We start from the raw sequence: 17,271 nt of genomic DNA on the forward strand, positions 1-17,271 counted from the left end.
TTAGTAGGCATTGACTTTTTATAAATATCATCATATTATACTATGCAATATGCGTTTTAGATGCTGAACAGCTTATCGCCACAAAACCATTGCAACAATTCATCAAGATTGGTGAGGAAACTGCCATCAGCCGATTGAAAATTCAAATAAGCTGTTTGATGTCCTTGTTCTTTAGCATGGTGTAAAATACGTTGTAATAAAGAAGTTTTTCCCATTTGACGGGGTGCTTTCACGCGAATCAAGGCACCAGGTTTGACAATGGTTTGGTAGCAGTCTGATTCAATGGGAGGGCGATCGATATACAGGGGACAATCTAAACTAACAGAACCTTCTGGGTTGTCTAAGTTGGAAATCGAAATGGGAGGGGTGGCGATCGATCGCGCATTTTCCACCACAGGCGACGACTTCTCAACGATATTATCGCTAAAAGAAGCATCGGGCGATCGCTCTGCTGCATCCAACCCAGAAAAATCCGACTTTTTCTTTAATACCGGCGTGAGTTGTTCTGGAATCCCTGCCATGCTGATGCTAACGCAACCCAACTTATAGGCAAATTCGATCGACTCCCCCGCCGCCAAGGTATCGTAAAAACCTACAGCAAATTCTCGTGCGGCTTTATCTCCCACCGCTTGGTTCATGCCGATCACATAGGGAATGTGACGTGCGATCGCCTCAGCTTGCACTTCTGAATAGCAAGCGTTGAGTATGACGCACTCCACGTACTCATTAAACGCCTCAAACAAAGCTGCCAAAGCTTTGGCATTTACCAGCTTAATCTCCCCCATGTCATCTTCTAGGGCTAAACCCCCTTCTCCTGCACCATGCCCAGAGAAATGCACAATCTCTGGTTTATAATCTAATACGGCTCGCTGCATTTCTCTTGGCGTCACCGCCCACTGTTGCTCGAGTTGAAACTTGTCGCGCTTTTTAGAGCGTTGCAACCCCTCTGCAATTTCCTTGGCCTCTTCACCTAAGCGCAGGGGAGTGGAGTTTTTCGGGTTGGCGGCCAAAAACAGGATCGTTTTTTTCTTTCTTGGGGTACTACTCATCAATGGAACCTTCACGCTTAGGAGATACAGGAGCTTAACGACACTACCCCAGTCAGGGCGAGATATTTCTTGCCTTTACGGTATTTAAGCACAAACATCTTTATTTGTGTTGGTCAGTAAACTGGCAGAAACGATCGCCCAGACTCAAGCATAACCAATCGAAAAGGCGATCGCGACTCTCAACTAATCTTTTTAGCTACGTATTCAACAAGTGCGATCGCCTTCCCCTTTTGCAGTCCTATTTCATAAATATCGAGATTCTTTATAGTTTTATTCTCATGCCAGATCCAGGATTTTTTGATGATTATTATTGCCTAAATTAGTACATAAAATCTTCTATACTTCCGCATTTATTTAATCCACGCACTCCGAAAAAAACGGGTTTTTGATCAAGTCTGTGGATAGCAACAATGATTTATTTTAGTTTACTTAAACAATCACTCAATTCCCCTACCAACCATTCTTTCTCAGCTTGCGGCAAAAATAAGCCAAAACAATAGTTACGCGACTGGGCGCGAATCCGGCAAAAAGTTATCGATTTTTTGAGCAATGGCAGATGAATTCCGCTCAACTTTACCCGCTGGATATCTTGAGGGCTGATTTGAATTGGTCTAGTGAATAGATAATAAGCAATCCAACACAAGCACATCAAAGCATAAAATACGGTAAATATTATTACAGCTTGGATTGATCTAAATACAAACAGATGAAAAAATTTAGCTAGCCCGTCGGCTACAGTGTAGCCAAACAAGCTAAATGGCCCGTCCGACGGTACGACAATTAAACCTAGGATTAAATCAAAAAATACCAGAATCAAAAAGAAGGGAGGTAAAACTTTATAACTCTGATAAATGAACTGAAAAACCACTGTGGGTTTACGAGGGAAACGAGCGGGGTATATATTGATGAATAACCACCATTTAGCGTCAATTAAAGTAATTCGGGATTGGGGCGATCGCTTAAACATTTTTTCGGGATTAATCCCCTTTGGCTGTTCCCCTCGCAATGCTGATAAAGCATCTTTTGCTGAGTGAAATCGATCTTCACTTGCGGGTTCAATTATCTTCTCTAACCAGTCGGCAAACTCTGGAGAAATAGAGACGCGATCGCGGAATTTTATCTTTTGCTTTTGTCTGGGTAAATCAGATGGAAATTTCTGGGTTAACAGGAAAAGCAGCGTTGTTCCTAATCCATACAAATCTGTTGATAATACAGCTTTTCCTCTGAATTGTTCTGGTGCCATGTAACCGTAGGTTCCGACAACGGTACTGCCTCCTGTAACGGTATGATGGTAAGTATTTTGAACTGCGCCAAAATCAACTAGGAAGACTAGCCCATTTTTTTGCAGAATAATATTTTGGGGCTTAATATCTCGGTGGATAGTAGCAGGTAACAGCGATTGCAGATAAGCCAGAATTTCTAGCACTTTAGAGGCGATATGACGAACTTGCGCTTCATTTGGTTTCCAGCCATTTTCTATCCACTGTGCGAGAGATTTTCCCGGTGCGAGTTGTTGGGCGATATAAAAACAACGATCTTGGGAAGTATCCACTTGAAAGTAGTCAATGTAGCGAGGAATTCCCGGATGATTCAATCCCGATAAAGTTTTTGCTTCTCGTTCAAATAACTCGATTTTCTTCCATTCAGTTGTCAGGCGCAGGGATAAAGCTTTGAGTGCAACTTTTTGATTGCTGTTTAAATCTACAGCAGCATAGGTGATTCCAACTCCACCCTGTCCTAATTTGCCGATTATGCGATATCTTTCAGCAATGATTTTTTCCGATTGTTCTAGTGTTTCCATATTTTTATGCGTGGGGTTATTTGGGATAATTAGTAGGTTGCGCCGCGAGATTTGAGTATTTTGGCTGCTACTTCTCGGTCGGGGTTCCAGTTGGTTTCTGCTATCTTTAGGGGCGTGTCGCCATCGCAGTTGGTAGCGTCAAATTTTGCACCTTTAGCAATCAGTAGTTTTAAGATTTCTACAGTGCCATAATGTGCTGCTTTGTGGAGTGGAGTTGTGTTACACATATCTCTATTATTAACATCTGCACCGTTTTTAATTAGCAGTGCAGCAATATCATTGTGTCCGATCGCGATCGCTTGATACAATGGAGTTTGACCGTTCGCATTTCTAGCGTTAACCCTTGCGCCATTAGCAATTAGCAGTTCAGCGATATCTTGAGATCCTTGAGCAACAGCAAGATGCAGGGGAGTTTGAAGCAAGTTATTTTTGGCATTAACGAATGCACCTTTGGCAATGAGTTTTTTGGCTACATCCTCAAGTTTGAAATCGACAGCGATATGCAGTAAAGTTCTGCCTTCTTTGTCTTCACTATTAACATCTGGGTTTTTACTAATTAGCCGCGCCACTGTATCCTGAAGTTTCAGGTCTACGGCGATATCCAGTGGAGTTTTTCTTTGATTATCCTGGATATTAATTTCTGCACCTTTAGCAATCAGCAATTTTAAGATTTTTACCGTGCCATAATGTGCGGCTTTGTGCAGTGGAGTTGTGCCAGCTCCATCTATATTATTGACATCTGTACCGTTGTTAATTAGCAGTGCAGCAATCTCATTGTGTCCGATCGCGATCGCTTGATACAATGGAGTTTGACCGTTCGCATTTCTAACGTTAACCCTTGCGCCATTAGCAATTAGCAGTTCAGCGATATCTTGAGATCCTCGATCGACAGCTAGGTGTAACGGAGTATCTCCATATTGGTCTATAGCGTTGATATCCAGCATTAGCAAAGCAGCAACTTCTTTTGTGGTTGCATAGTGCAGTGGAGTTCTTTTTATACGATCCCGAATCGCAACATTTGCACCGTCTTTAATTAGCTGTTGTACCAACTCCTTAAAACCTATTTTGGCTGCGTTATGTAATAAAGTTCTACTCTTGCCATTTCGGGCATTGTCTTCTTTGATGTTAATTTTTGCGCCCGCAGCGAGTAGTATCTTTGCGATCGCCTTCGATCGCGCCGTATGTAGAGGAGTCGTGCCATGTTTGTTTTTGGCATTGACATCCGCACCTTTAGCAATCAGCAACTTTGCCATTTCAGGCGATCGGGCCCAGAACAGAGGAGTTGTACATATACTATTACACGCCCCAAATTGATCTTCTCCCCAGGCGTTAATATCTGCACCTTTAGCAATTAGCGTCTGTGCCACTTTTATGCGATCGGATGCCGTAGCAAAGTGTAACGGGGTCCAGCCATATGCACTCTTAGCGTTGACATCTGCACCTTTGGCAATTAACAATTCTGCCACCTCTTTTGAGCCAGCAAAGTGTAGTAAATTCTGATTATTTACCCTGCTATTAGCATTAATGCCAAGATCCAGATAATGCCTAACAGTTTGAGTATCTCCCTGTTCGACAGCCTCGACAACTGCATTGGGTGTAAATCCAATCCGGTTGAGGATGGGATATTTAAAGTGATTGAAAACAGCAACACTAACAATAGCAGCAATTCCTATTTTGAGGCGTTTTTCCCATTGCGTCGATGATCGATTGGATTTAACGCTAACTATTCGAGGATGGCGCAGCAATTCAAGCGCTTCTCTTGCCGAGTTAAAGCGGTTTTCTAAATCTGGCGCGATCGCTTTTTCTAACCAATCGGCAAATGCTGAAGAAATCTGAATTTGAGAGCGAAAATCTTTCTCTAGTATATTTGTTGGTAATTCGGCGGGCGAACGGTGGGTTAGTAAATACAACAATGTCGCTCCTAAACCATATAAATCTGTTGCAGGTACGGCTTGTCCGAGAAATTGTTCTGGAGCCATATAACCATAGGTTCCAACTACGGTACTTCCTCGCATTAAGGTATTGTAATAAGTGTTTTGCACTGCTCCAAAATCTACTAAGCAGACTGCCCAGTCTTTTTGTTTGTGGGAATTTATGGGCGATTTGAAAACAATATTCTCTGGTTTAATATCCCGGTGGATAACAGGTGGTGTCTGTGAATGGAGATAAACCAAAATATTCAAAATTTGTGTGGCAATGCGTTGAATTTCGGACTCACTAGCGTGCCAGCCACTTTCGACTAAACTTGCTAGAGATTGCCCTTCTGCCAGTTCTTGTACTATATAAAAACAACGGTTGTCGGGAGTATCGACATAAAAATAATCCAAATAACGCGGAATTCCCGGATGATTCAATTTTGATAAAACATTGGCTTCTCGTTCAAATAGTTCCAGGACTTTCCAGTCATTCATCTTCTGTAAAGACAAAGCTTTGAGTGCGACTCGCTGGTGTGTTTGGAGGTCAACGGCTTCATAACTTGTGCTACTACCGCCTTCTCCGAGTAGCTTTTTAATTTGATAGTGTTTGACTAAGTTATGGGGAATTTGTTCAACAATATCCATAGCATTATCCTGGGTTTATGAGTACCAACAAACATTTTATATTTGGGTTTTTAAACCCCAAATTTTGAAAAATTTATGCAAGGTAAGTTGAGTGTTTGAGTATATTTCAAACAAGTCAATAGAAAAGTCAATGACTGACTCTGTATATTTGCTTAAATTTCAATTACCGTATTTCTATGGATAACTTACCCAGAATTTTGGAGTGTCATATCACCTTTGGCGAAAATTTGCGTACGGGATCTTGATCGTAATCGAGCCGATCATAGCCGGCGCGATCGTAAATGCTTGCAAGCAATTCCGGCAAATTAACAATAGGTTCTACATCTTCTTCGCGCAAAGGAAGTTGTCGGTCTTTTTGAGATGCTAGCCAACGTTCGTAGGCTTCTCTATCGCCACTTTTTCTCTCAGCGCCCTCTGCGTCCTCTGCGGTTAATCAAAAAAAGTAGTGATTTTGGATACAATTCCCGACTCAACAGTCGATCGAACTCCTCAATTTTTGATCGGGATCTAAAATTCACCTAAAGTTCGACGCCCGATCGCAAAACCCTTCCTAAGATAGAACTTGGGGGACGATCGACCTAAAAGCCGATTCAGGGGCAAACGCCTTGCACCTGAAAATCCCCAACTAGCAAGCCGCAAGACAGGGAGGACATCAAAATCATGGTAAACGCGCCGACAGGGGAAACCCGCCTGGGCCCGATAGATCAGGTGCAATCCTTAGACCGCGATTGCACAACTCTATCCCGTCACGTACTCCAGCAACTTCACAGCTTTTCAGCAGATGCTCAGGATCTCAGTGCCCTGATGAATCGCATCGGGCTGGCGGCTAAGCTGATCGCGAGGCGGCTCAGCAGAGCCGGGTTAATGGAAGATGCTTTAGGGTTTACAGGGGCTGTGAACGTGCAGGGAGAATCCGTCAAAAAGATGGATATCTATGCCAATGAAGTGTTTATCTCGGTATTCCAGCAAAGCGGACTTGTCTGCCGCTTGGCTTCCGAGGAAATGGAAAAACCCTACTACATTCCCGAAAATTGTCCGATCGGGCGTTACAGTCTGCTCTACGACCCCATAGACGGTTCTTCCAATCTTGACATCAATCTCAATGTAGGCTCCATATTCAGCATCCGCAAGCAAGAGGGGGACGATGAAGATGGTTCTGCTTCCGACTTGCTGCAACACGGACACAAACAAATTGCCGCTGGCTATGTACTCTACGGCCCCAGTACCATGCTGGTTTATTCGATCGGTCAGGGTGTTCATTCCTTTACCCTCGACCCCAGTTTGGGCGAGTTTATTCTAGCTAACGAAAACATTAAGGTTCCCGATCGCGGCCCGATTTACAGCGTTAATGAAGGCAACTTCTGGCAGTGGGAGGAATCTTTGAGAGACTACATTCGCTACGTACACCGCAGCGAAGGCTACACCGCCCGGTACGGCGGGGCTTTGGTGGGAGATTTCCACCGGATTTTATTCCAGGGAGGCGTGTTTTTGTACCCCGGAACGGTGAAAAACCCCGAAGGCAAATTGCGTTTGCTCTACGAATCGGCTCCTTTGGCGTTTTTGATGGAGCAAGCCGGCGGGCGGGCAAGTACGGGCATTCAAGACATCTTAGATGTTGTGCCGACCAAACTGCACGAGCGATCGCCCTTGATTGTCGGCAGTAAAGAAAATGTAGCGATGGTCGAGTCTTTTATTCAAGATCGATCGCGCAATCCTAGAACAGTCCAAAAGTGAAGGAAGAAGGAAGAGGGAAGAAGGAAGAAGGAAGAGGGAAGAAGGAAGAGGGTTTTAACTTATAACTTTCGACTCCCAATTACCAATTCCCCATTGCCAATTTTCAATTACCAATTTTCAATTTTCAATTTCCAATTTCCAAGTCCCAATAAACAGCTATCAAATTGTAGGAGTTACAGTAATGACAGCAACACCAACGAATCACCTGTTAGAAATCAAAGAAATTGGCCAAAGTATCTGGATGGACAATTTGACTCGCGATCTGATCGAGTCCGGCGAACTCAAACAGATGATTGAAAGTCGGGGACTGCGGGGGATTACATCTAATCCAGCTATTTTTGAGAAAGCGATCGCAGGTAATGTGATTTACGACGCGGATATCGAAGCGGGCATCCGGGCGGGTAAATCTGTAATGGAGATTTACGAATCTCTGGTATTTGAAGATATCCGCAACGCTTGCGACATCTTCGCCCCAGTTTACGCAGAGTCGAAGGGTTTGGACGGCTACATAAGCATTGAAGTGCCACCGACGATCGCCAACGACACAGAAAGCACAATTAGCGAAGCCATGCGCTATTACAAAGCCCTCGGCAAAGAAAACGTGATGATTAAGATTCCGGGAACCGCTCAAGGTTTACCCGCAGTCGAGCAAGTCATCAGCGAAGGCATTAACGTTAACGTGACTTTACTGTTCTCGGTTGACAGCTACGTCGAAACCTTCTGGGCTTACATTCGCGGTTTGGAAGCGCGGGTGGCTAAAGGTTTGGATGTGAGCAATATTGCTTCTGTTGCCAGTTTCTTCTTGAGCCGGATCGACATCAATATCGATGGCAAGATTGATGAGAAACTCAAAAATGTCACGGATATTTCCACAAAAGCTAAACTGGAAGCGGTGAAGGGGAAAGTGGCGATCGCCAATGCGAAGGTAGCTTACCAGAAGTATAAAGAGATCGTAGCGAGCGATCGCTGGCAAGCTTTAGCGGCCAAGGGAGCGAAAGTACAGCGCTTGCTGTGGGCTTCCACCAGCACCAAAAACCCCAACTACAGCGATGTCATGTACGTCGATGAACTAATCGGCCCCGACACCGTTAACACTTTGCCGCCGAACACTGTTGAAGCTTGTTTCGATCACTGCGATGTCGCACCCCGGATTGAGAACAACGTTGCAGAAGCTTACACGCTGATCGAAAGTCTCAAAGAGCCCGACATTGACATCAACTTGGACCAAGTGATGGCAGACTTGCTCTTGGACGGGATTGATAAATTCGTCACCCCGTTCCAATCCCTGATGGATTCCTTGCAAGAGAAAGTTAAGAGGCTCGCACCCGTCGTCTAAAAGGATATCTGTATCGTTGAAGGCAGAAGCATTTAGGACTCGGAGTAGATAATTGTTTTGGTTCCTAAATGCTGAGTTGTCAATTCTCTGTCGGAAAAATGAGCGCAATTGCGCTCATTTCCCCCCCCAAAAAAAAATCCTCTGTCCCAGAGCAGGAATTTAGCCAGAGATACAACTCGAATTTTCCATTTCCAACCGCTGAGGCATGATTGTGACCGAAGAACGAGACGCAAGCCCCTGGCGAACGCAGATTACCAACTATACAGGACAAATAGTTATTTTGTCCTGTATAGTTGGTAGCTCTCTCTGTTGTCAAGCAATACATTGAGAATCAAAAGAATGTCTAACTATAGATGTCAGCAAAACTTAGTCAATCCTGACTCTAGTCTGAAAGCGGTTCTAGAATTTATCTGTAGTGAGTCGAATAAGTTAGCAAATTGTGCGCTGTACTACGGTCGTCAGTTGTATTTCAAGACTGGAAAAATTCCCGGTAAGTACGACTTCCATAAAATGTTCAAGTCAAACCTGCATTTCAAAGCACTCTATTCTCATACGGCACAGCAGACATTGACTAGCGTCGCCGAATCATTCAGATCGTATATTGGGCTTTTGAAAGGTATCAAATCTGGGACGGTAATGCAACACCCAAGACTACCTGGATACAAAAAAAATTCCCTTAAATCAGTTACATTTCCCAGGGCTGATGTCAAACTAAAAAATGGGATGTTACGATTTCCATTGGGACGCAAGGTTAAGATATGGTTCGGGATTGGCGAATTTTTTATACCGATGCCCTCAAACCTGGATTACAAGAAGTTGGTTGAAATTCGGATTCTTCCCAGAAATAGATGTTTCTATGCAGAGTTTGTGTACCAATCGGAATCTCGTGAGGTTAAGGTAAATCCTGAAAGTGTATTGGGGTTAGACCACGGAATCAATAACTGGTTGACTGGCGTATCTAACGTAGGAACTTCTTTTATTATTGATGGGCTGCATTTAAAGTCATTGAATCAGTGGTACAACAAGCGAATCTCTGTTCTCAAGGAAAATCAGCCTCAAGGATTCTGGTCTAATCAATTGGCTAGGATTACGGAGAAGAGAAACCGTCAGGTTAGAGATGCGGTGAATAAAGCAGCAAGGATCGTTGTAAATCACTGTATTGAGAATCAAATCGGCACAATAGTTTTTGGATGGAACCAAGACCAAAAACAAAATAAAAATATGGGGGCAAAGACCAATCAAAAGTTTGTTCAAATTCCAACAGGTAGATTGAAGAAAAAAATATCTCAGTTGTGTCTGGAGTACGGAATTAAGTTCGTAGAAACCGAAGAGTCTTATACCTCAAAGGCGAGTTTTCTAGACAATGATTCACTACCTACGTTCGGTGAAAAAACTGAAGGGTGGACAGAATCAGGAAAGAGAGTAACTCGCGGATTATATCGCTCTGCGGACGGAACAAAAATTAATGCCGACTGTAACGGTGCGGCTAATATTATCAGAAAAGTAGCGGTGAAACTGGGGTTAAATCTTAGTAGAATCGGTAGCGGCGAATTGATAGCGCCTTTGAAAATCCGACTTTGGGTTCTTCAAGAATCCCCTGGCATGAACGGTATGGGGAGTATCAACGCAAACTATCATGGTGTATTAGCAAGACTAACAGCTCTAGAAAAAGGAAAATAAATGGTAACGCTACTTGAAAATCCGTTGCGCGTAGGTTTGCGAAAAGAACGAGTGCCGGAACCCCAAATTCTGGTAATCTTCGGAGCTTCTGGGGATCTCACCCAGCGCAAACTGGTACCTGCAATTTATCAGATGAAGCGCGATCGACGCTTGCCACCGGAAACTACCGTGGTGGGAGTAGCCCGCCGCCCTTGGAGTCACGATTACTTCCGCGAGCAAATGCGCGAAGGCATTGAAGAATTTGGCGGCGGCATTGGCAATGAAGAATTTTGGCAAGAATTCGCTAAAGGTTTGTACTACTGTCCGGGCGACATTGACAACCCCGAAAGCTATCAAAAACTCAAAGCTTTCTTAGCGGAACTCGACGAAGAAAGGAGAACTCGCGGCAATCACATATTTTATCTCTCAGTTTCCCCGAACTTTTTCCCAGAAGCAATTAGGCAACTGGGCGCGGCTCAAATGCTGGCCGATCCAGTCAAAAACCGCTTGGTAATTGAAAAACCCTTCGGCCGGGACTTGAGTTCGGCAAAAGCTCTCAACCGAGTTGTGCAGAAGGTTTGCCAAGAACAGCAAGTTTACCGGATAGACCACTATTTGGGTAAAGAAACTGTTCAGAATTTAATGGTGTTCCGGTTTGCTAACGCGATTTTTGAACCGCTGTGGAACCGGCAATTTGTCGATCACGTACAAATTACAGTTGCAGAAACAGTAGGCGTAGAAGACCGGGCGGGTTACTACGAATCCTCTGGGGCGTTGCGGGATATGCTGCAAAACCACTTGATGCAGATTTTCTGTCTGACGGCGATGGAACCGCCGAACTCGCTCGACGCTGACAGCATCCGCACCGAAAAGATGAAAGTTCTGCAAGCAACTCGCTTGGCCGATTTGCATAACTTGGAGTTCTCAGCGATTCGGGGTCAATATTCCGCAGGTTGGATGAAGGGCAAACCCGTGCCGGGATATCACGAAGAACCGGGGGTTGCTCCCAACTCGACAACGCCGACGTTTGTGGCGATGAAGTTTATGATTGACAACTGGCGCTGGCAGGGAGTGCCTTTCTACCTGCGAACCGGCAAACGGTTGCCGAAAAAAGTTAGCGAAATTGCGATTCAGTTCCGCGAAGTTCCGCTGCTAATCTTTCAGTCTGCGGCCCAACAAACTACTCCTAACGTTTTGACTATGCGCGTGCATCCGAACGAGGGGATTTCGCTGAGGTTTGAGGCTAAAATGCCGGGGCCGGATTTGCGGACGCGGACGGTGGATATGGATTTCAGTTACGGTTCTTCGTTTGGGGTGACATCTTCGGATGCTTACGATCGCCTGTTAATTGATTGTATGCTGGGCGACCAAACTTTGTTTACCCGTTCTGATGAAGTGGAAGAAGCTTGGCGGGTGGTAACGCCGGCGCTGATGGATTGGGAATCCTCCACCGACCCAGATTTGGTTCCTAAATACGAAGCGGGTACTTGGGAACCGGCGGAAGCAGAACTGCTAATTAACAGAGACGGTCGTAAGTGGCGAAGACTTTAAGAGTTATTAGTCAGTGGTCAGTGGTCAGTTGTGAGTGGGCAGTGGGCAGTGGGTAGTGGGCAGTCAACTGAAAACTGAAAACTGAAAACTGAAAACTGAAAACTGACAACTGAAAACTGAAAACTGACAACTGAAAACTGAAAACTGAAAACTGAAAACTGACAACTGACCACTGACAACTGACTAATAAGAAAGGAGAAAAGATTTATGACGATGACACCGATGAAAGCTCCGCCCCTGGTTTCGCTACAAAGTCCTAAAGATGTGTCGATCGACCAAATAGAGGCCGAATTGAGTCAAATTTGGGAAAGTTACAGAGAATCGGGGTCTAAGGGCGATTTTCCGATCGCTACTAGGGCAACAACTTTTACTTTTGTAGTCTACGAACCGGAAGAAACTCAGCAGTTATTGGCGGATCTGGGGTTTTACGACGGGCCGGTGGATGGTATTACCGGGCCGATGACGGCATCTAGCATCAGGGCGGCTCAAAAAGCTTACGGGCTGCCGAGAACTGGCAAAGCTAACGCGGAATTGCTGGCGACTTTGCGGGAAGAAGTGGCTCGCAAAAATTCAAAAGGCGAGGAGATGGGATCTAGTGGTTTGGGTTCCGGGGGTTCGGGGGTGGCTGACGCGATCGTGGCTGCCAATCCCTGCCGGATTATTGCTCTGTGCCCGACGGCGGGGGAAGATACGGGCGTGCAGGCTCAAGTGGCTGCTTATTGTCCGGTTCACAAGCGCACCAGCGGCAATCTGATCTGCTGCGAGTACATTACGCTGCGGGGTACGGAAGCTGCGCTGGAACGGGTGAGCGGCATCGTGACGGCCTTGACTATCGGTGATTTGCCGACGCTGCTGTGGTGGAAGGCGAATCCCGATGCCGATCGAGGTTTGTTCCAGCGGCTGGCGACAATTAGCAGTTCTGTGATTGTTGACTCTAGCAGCTTTGCCGAGTGTGAAGCTGAATTGCTGTTGATGCAAAGTCTGATCGAGGAGGGAATTCCGATCGCGGATCTGAATTGGCGTCGGCTGGCCGCGTGGCAGGAGTTGGCTGCTGAGGCTTTTGATGCCCCGGAACGTCGCGCTGCGATTCGGGAAATCGATCGGGTGACGATCGATTACGAACAGGACAATTCTACGCAAGCGCTGATGTATTTGGGTTGGCTGGCGAGTCGGCTTCAGTGGCGTCCGGTTGCTTTCAAACAGGAAGAGGGCGATTACCAAATCAAGCGAATTAAATTCGCGGGGCCCGACGAACGGGTTGTCGAAGCTGAGTTGGCTGCTATTCCTACTGCTGATTCGGGCGATGTCGCGGGCGATTTGATTGCTGTGCGTTTGAATTCTACAAACGAAAAGGCTGACTGCGGTACGGTTCTGTGTTCGGAAGCGGGTGGCTGTATGCGGATGGAAACGAAGGGAGGCGCTCAAACCGATCGGTTTAACCAGGTGAGTCCTCTGTTCGATCAGGTGACGGAACAGTTGCTGGGCCAGCACTTGCAGAGTTGGGGCCGAGATGTGCTTTACGAAGAAAGTTTGGCAGTGACGGCTCAAATGCTGAAGTTAGCTAAGCGGTAAAAGAAGGAAGAGGGAAGAAGGAAGAAGGAAGAAGGAAGAACGATTGAGTTAATATTCAGTGGGGCAGGCAATGTCTGCCCTACTTTTTTGGAAGTTGTGAGTTAGAAGTTATATCATTTCCGGTTACACTCCTTATGATGTTGACTGTTGACTGTTGACTGTTGAGTGTTGACAGTGAACTAGAATTTACTATTCCGATGCTAACGGATTTGATATTATGAGTTTTGAATTAATAATGTTCTTTGACTCAAAACTCTAAATTACTTCCCAAAAGCCACTAAATTACCTCTCTTCTTCTCATTCTTCCTTCGCGATCTTCGCGTCTTCGCGGTTCCTTAAATAGGTATTATTTGAGAAGTTCAAGACCAATACTCCTAACTTTATCAGTTGTCTGCTTTCTGTATTTTTGGTTAATAATTTAGAACTATGACTTTAGTAATTGCTGGCGAACGCAGCGGTGCGGGAAAGACTACTGTAACGATCGCCCTTTTAGCTTATTTAATCCGTCGCGGCTTGAATGTTCAATCTTTTAAGGTTGGTCCCGATTACATTGACCCCATGTTTCATGCTTTTGTTACTGGTCGCCCCTGTCGGAATTTAGACCCGGTATTAACGTCTGAATCTTATGTAAAAAAGTGTTTTTCTCGTCATATTCAAGATGTCGATTATGCCCTAGTTGAAGGGGTGATGGGACTATTTGATGGAGTGAGTCGAAGGACTCAGGAATCACGAAGCCACGACACGGATACACGGATTAATTCTCGAAAAGAAGAAGGCAATTATGATTTTTCCTTTGCTTCTACGGCTCATGTTGCTTATTTGCTGAATTTGCCGGTATTGTTTGTGATAGATTGCAGCAGGCTCTCTGGTTCTGTGGCTGCGATCGCCCACGGTTTTCGTTCTTTTAACCCTGACCTTAAATTCGCTGGTTTGGTGCTGAATCGGGTGGCGAGCGATCGACATTTGGAACTACTTCAAGATGCTCTCAAACCGCTCAATTTACCTATTTTGGGCGTTTTGCGTAGGGATGAGGCTGTTACTATTCCCGATCGACATTTGGGTTTGATTCCGGCTGAAGAGTTGCCGAATCTTCATGGTGCGATCGATAAACTGGCTGATTTGGCTGCTGTTAGTTTTGACTGGGAGCAACTTTTGCCTTTGTTGGCTGCAACTCGAAATGGGGGGGGTGAGGGGTCAGAGCAACTTTCAGGTAGGCACAGTCTCCCTTCGGGAATTGTAACTCAAAAAGATGATGTTGTCAACTGTTTGGGAAAACAATTTGGAGTGAGGATTGCGGTTGCACGCGATCGGGCTTTTAATTTTTACTATCAGGACAATCTTGATTTGTTGGAAGAGTTGGGTGCCCAGTTGGTATTTTGGAGTCCTCTTGATGACTCGGTTTTTCCTGACAATGTGCAAGGGTTATATTTTGGTGGTGGTTTTCCCGAGGTGTTTGCTCAAGAATTGAGCGGTAATGTGTTAATTCGGGATGCGGTAAGAAAGGCGATTTTTGCGGGAATGCCGACTTATGCGGAGTGCGGCGGTTTGATGTACTTGTGTGATTCTATTGTAGACTTCGATGGCAATTATTGGCAAGGGGTGGGGGTGTTGGAAACTTCTGCTGCGATGGGAAAGCGTTTGACGCTGGGATACCGAGAAGCTGTGGCGGTGAGGGATAGTTCGGTGTTAACTGCTCTTGATGAGGTTTGGGGACATGAGTTTCATCGATCGCATTTAACTGTTGAACCGAGTAATCCAGTTTATCACAGTTGGAGGTATGGGAAGCGGGGGGAGGTTGAGGCGGTTGCTGAAGGTTGGGGAGTTTGTCAGGTACACGCTTCTTATTTGCATTTGCATTGGGGTGCTCGGCCTGATATTCCGGCTCGTTTTTTGCAGCAGTGTGCTGATTTTGATTGTAAGGGTGTTTTGGGCGATCGAGAAAGGGAACTAGATTTTTTTATTTAATTAACCGCAGAGGACACAGAGGGCACAGAGAAGAGAAGAGAGAGGAGTTACTGTATTAGAATGTTGATGACGGATCAAGCTAGGGATGTTGGGATTTATGAGCGAATCAATTTCGACTAAGCAGTTGTTTGCCCAATGGGTGACACGGGAGAATTTTCGGCGTTACGGTCAAGTTATCTTTCCGGCTGTTGATGGCAAGTCTTTCGATGCTGAGGATGCTCAGTTAAATTTGCAAAATGGTATTCCTAGATTTTACATTATGCGGCTCCATAAGGAAGGTCGCAAGTTTCGCAAAATTACACGACATATTAAATGTACTCAGTGTTTGGGTTCTTTGGATGGGAAGGATTGGTTGATGGCGGTTGCACCTCCTGGGGATAGCTATAAACCGAGTTTAGAGGATATGGCTGCTTTTCAGATTCCCGGCAATTGTTTTATTAAGTTAGATGTGGGGACTTGGCACGCTGGGCCGTATTTTGATGCGGATTTTGTTGATTTTTACAATCTGGAATTGAGCGATACTAATGTGGTTGACCATTTTACTTTTGATTTTGTGAAAAATCACTATCTGGAGTTTGAGATTGTCTGATTTGGTGATTATGGTTATAGGTTGGTTTTTTGAGTAAGATTTTTTAACCGCAGAGGGCGCAGAGGACGCAGAGGAGGAGAAGGATGGGGTTCGCAAGTGATTGGGGAATTCTTTTTGTCTCACTAGGCCCAATCGCAACTAGGAAGGATAAAGTTTACAAGTGTTAAAATAAGTGCAATTGTCATGCCTGAGCAAAAGTATAGCATTGTTCTGCGCGAATGTCGTTTGTTAGGTGCGGGCGACGATCGCCCAACGGTAGATATTGCTATCGAGGATGACCAAATAGTCGCCGTTTCGCCTCGGATATCAGAACTTGGTGAACGCGAAATCGAAATTCAAGGCAATTTAGTTAGTCCTCCTTTTGTGGATTCGCACATTCATCTCGATTCGGCTTTGACTGCGGGGGAACCGCGATGGAATCAAAGCGGCACTTTGTTCGAGGGTATTCAAATCTGGGGGGAACGCAAGCAAAGTTTAACTCTGGATGATGTCAAAAAACGGGCTGTAGAAACTTTAAGGCTGCAAGCGTCTCAAGGGATTTTGTTTGTCAGGAGTCACGCTGATGTTAGCGAACCGACGCTGACTGCTTTGCAAGGACTTTTGGAAGTTCGAGAACAAGTCAAAGATTGGATGACTCTGCAAGTTGTGGCTTTTCCCCAAGATGGGATTTACGGAAGTCCAGAAAATGACAAACTTTTAGAGAAATCTCTGGATATGGGTGCGGATGCTGTGGGCGGGATTCCGCATTATGAGTTGACGCGGGAAGATGGGGTGAAGTCGGTTGAGCGAATTTTTGAGCTTGCTGAAAAATACAATAGATTAATAGATGTTCACTGCGATGAAATCGATGATGAACAGTCGAGATTTTTGGAGGTGGTAGCAGCTTGTGCGATTAGAAGCGGCGCTGGTTCGCGGGTGACGGCTAGCCACACGACGGCTTTCGGTTCTTATAACAATGCTTATGCTTTTAAGCTGATGGGAAGTTTGGCAAAATCGGGAATTAATTTCATCGCCAATCCTTTAATTAATATCACCCTGCAAGGCCGCGCTGATACTTATCCCAAACGCCGTGGGGTGACGCGGGTTAAGGAGTTGTGGCTGCAGGGTTTGAATGTGAGTTTTGGCCACGACTGCGTGCAAGATCCTTGGTATAGTTTAGGTACGGGAAATATGTTGGATGTCGCTCATATGGCGGTTCATGTTTGTCAGATGACGGGAATGGCTGAGATTGCAGCTTGTTTTAATATGGTCACTGTCAACGGTGCTAAAACTCTCAATCTGGGAGATGATAATTATGGGATAGAGGCGGGGAAACCGGCAAATTTGATTGTGTTGGATGCTGAGGATTGTTATGATGCAATTAGGAGGCGCGCTGCGGTTCGGTATGTGATTTCTCGGGGTAAGTTGCTGGCGGAAACTGCACCTGCTAAGATTAGCTTTTATGGTATTTGACA

12 protein-coding genes are annotated in these 17,271 nt (G+C 45.3%); 8 read left to right on the plus strand and 4 right to left on the minus strand.

The features are described 5' to 3' along the window. Positions 1-56: 56 nt before the first annotated feature. The 4 genes from QUA00_RS11485 to QUA00_RS11500 form a co-directional block, all read right to left on the minus strand. Positions 57-1,049, minus strand: a complete 993-nt coding sequence (locus QUA00_RS11485; RefSeq protein ID WP_333409680.1) for an AAA-like domain-containing protein — start codon at positions 1,047-1,049, stop codon at positions 57-59. Between the two features lie 415 nt (positions 1,050-1,464). Further along, positions 1,465-2,850 carry a serine/threonine-protein kinase gene (locus tag QUA00_RS11490; protein ID WP_333409681.1) on the minus strand — a complete coding sequence of 462 codons (1,386 nt, stop codon included), beginning with the start codon at positions 2,848-2,850 and terminating at the stop codon, positions 1,465-1,467. 29 nt (positions 2,851-2,879) lie between these two features. Continuing rightward, positions 2,880-5,411 carry an ankyrin repeat domain-containing protein gene (locus QUA00_RS11495; RefSeq protein WP_333409682.1) on the minus strand — a complete coding sequence of 844 codons (2,532 nt, stop codon included), beginning with the start codon at positions 5,409-5,411 and terminating at the stop codon, positions 2,880-2,882. Positions 5,412-5,616: 205 nt separating this feature from the next. Then, positions 5,617-5,748 (minus strand): DUF4058 family protein, encoded by a 132-nt coding sequence (locus tag QUA00_RS11500; protein ID WP_445305739.1) that lies wholly within the window; start codon positions 5,746-5,748, stop codon positions 5,617-5,619. A gap of 323 nt (positions 5,749-6,071) precedes the next feature. Between QUA00_RS11500 and fbp the strand changes: the two genes are divergently transcribed. From fbp to codA, 8 genes are all read left to right on the plus strand, one after another. Next, the gene (fbp, locus tag QUA00_RS11505) at positions 6,072-7,145 is read left to right on the plus strand and encodes a class 1 fructose-bisphosphatase (RefSeq protein WP_333142116.1); all 1,074 of its coding nucleotides are present in this window, start codon (positions 6,072-6,074) and stop codon (positions 7,143-7,145) included. Between the two features lie 181 nt (positions 7,146-7,326). Further along, entirely contained in the window at positions 7,327-8,481 is a 1,155-nt protein-coding gene (gene tal, locus QUA00_RS11510; RefSeq protein ID WP_333409683.1) for a transaldolase, read from the plus strand. A gap of 339 nt (positions 8,482-8,820) precedes the next feature. Then, a complete protein-coding gene (locus QUA00_RS11515; RefSeq protein WP_333409684.1) occupies positions 8,821-10,161 on the plus strand; it encodes a transposase in 1,341 nt (446 codons plus the stop codon). Continuing rightward, positions 10,162-11,691: a glucose-6-phosphate dehydrogenase gene (zwf, locus tag QUA00_RS11520; protein ID WP_333409686.1), complete on the plus strand. Its 1,530-nt coding sequence runs from the start codon at positions 10,162-10,164 to the stop codon at positions 11,689-11,691. It abuts the gene before it with no gap. 207 nt (positions 11,692-11,898) lie between these two features. Then, positions 11,899-13,263: a glucose-6-phosphate dehydrogenase assembly protein OpcA gene (gene opcA / locus QUA00_RS11525; protein WP_333409687.1), complete on the plus strand. Its 1,365-nt coding sequence runs from the start codon at positions 11,899-11,901 to the stop codon at positions 13,261-13,263. A 426-nt stretch (positions 13,264-13,689) separates the two neighbouring features. Beyond that, positions 13,690-15,228, plus strand: coding sequence for a cobyrinate a,c-diamide synthase (locus QUA00_RS11530; RefSeq protein WP_333409689.1), 1,539 nt, complete (start codon positions 13,690-13,692; stop codon positions 15,226-15,228). A gap of 97 nt (positions 15,229-15,325) precedes the next feature. Beyond that, positions 15,326-15,817, plus strand: a complete 492-nt coding sequence (locus QUA00_RS11535) for an ureidoglycolate lyase (protein ID WP_333409690.1) — start codon at positions 15,326-15,328, stop codon at positions 15,815-15,817. 183 nt (positions 15,818-16,000) lie between these two features. Next, on the plus strand, positions 16,001-17,269 hold the full coding sequence (codA, locus tag QUA00_RS11540; RefSeq protein ID WP_333409691.1) for a cytosine deaminase: 1,269 nt from the start codon (positions 16,001-16,003) through the stop codon (positions 17,267-17,269). Positions 17,270-17,271: the final 2 nt, after the last annotated feature.

Source organism: Microcoleus sp. T2B6 (assembly GCF_036700475.1).
GTDB lineage: Bacteria > Cyanobacteriota > Cyanobacteriia > Cyanobacteriales > Microcoleaceae > Microcoleus.

What these genes read in the sequence shown, in the direction of transcription:
- fbp (WP_333142116.1), top strand. Translation starts at nt 6,072, where the DNA reads ATGGTAAACGCGCCGACAGGGGAAACCCGCCTGGGCCCGATAGATCAG.
- QUA00_RS11485 (WP_333409680.1), bottom strand. Translation starts at nt 1,049, where the DNA reads ATGAGTAGTACCCCAAGAAAGAAAAAAACGATCCTGTTTTTGGCCGCC.
- opcA (WP_333409687.1), top strand. Translation starts at nt 11,899, where the DNA reads ATGACGATGACACCGATGAAAGCTCCGCCCCTGGTTTCGCTACAAAGT.
- zwf (WP_333409686.1), top strand. Translation starts at nt 10,162, where the DNA reads ATGGTAACGCTACTTGAAAATCCGTTGCGCGTAGGTTTGCGAAAAGAA.
- QUA00_RS11535 (WP_333409690.1), top strand. Translation starts at nt 15,326, where the DNA reads ATGAGCGAATCAATTTCGACTAAGCAGTTGTTTGCCCAATGGGTGACA.
- codA (WP_333409691.1), top strand. Translation starts at nt 16,001, where the DNA reads ATGCCTGAGCAAAAGTATAGCATTGTTCTGCGCGAATGTCGTTTGTTA.
- QUA00_RS11495 (WP_333409682.1), bottom strand. Translation starts at nt 5,411, where the DNA reads ATGGATATTGTTGAACAAATTCCCCATAACTTAGTCAAACACTATCAA.
- QUA00_RS11515 (WP_333409684.1), top strand. Translation starts at nt 8,821, where the DNA reads ATGTCTAACTATAGATGTCAGCAAAACTTAGTCAATCCTGACTCTAGT.
- QUA00_RS11490 (WP_333409681.1), bottom strand. Translation starts at nt 2,850, where the DNA reads ATGGAAACACTAGAACAATCGGAAAAAATCATTGCTGAAAGATATCGC.
- QUA00_RS11530 (WP_333409689.1), top strand. Translation starts at nt 13,690, where the DNA reads ATGACTTTAGTAATTGCTGGCGAACGCAGCGGTGCGGGAAAGACTACT.
- tal (WP_333409683.1), top strand. Translation starts at nt 7,327, where the DNA reads ATGACAGCAACACCAACGAATCACCTGTTAGAAATCAAAGAAATTGGC.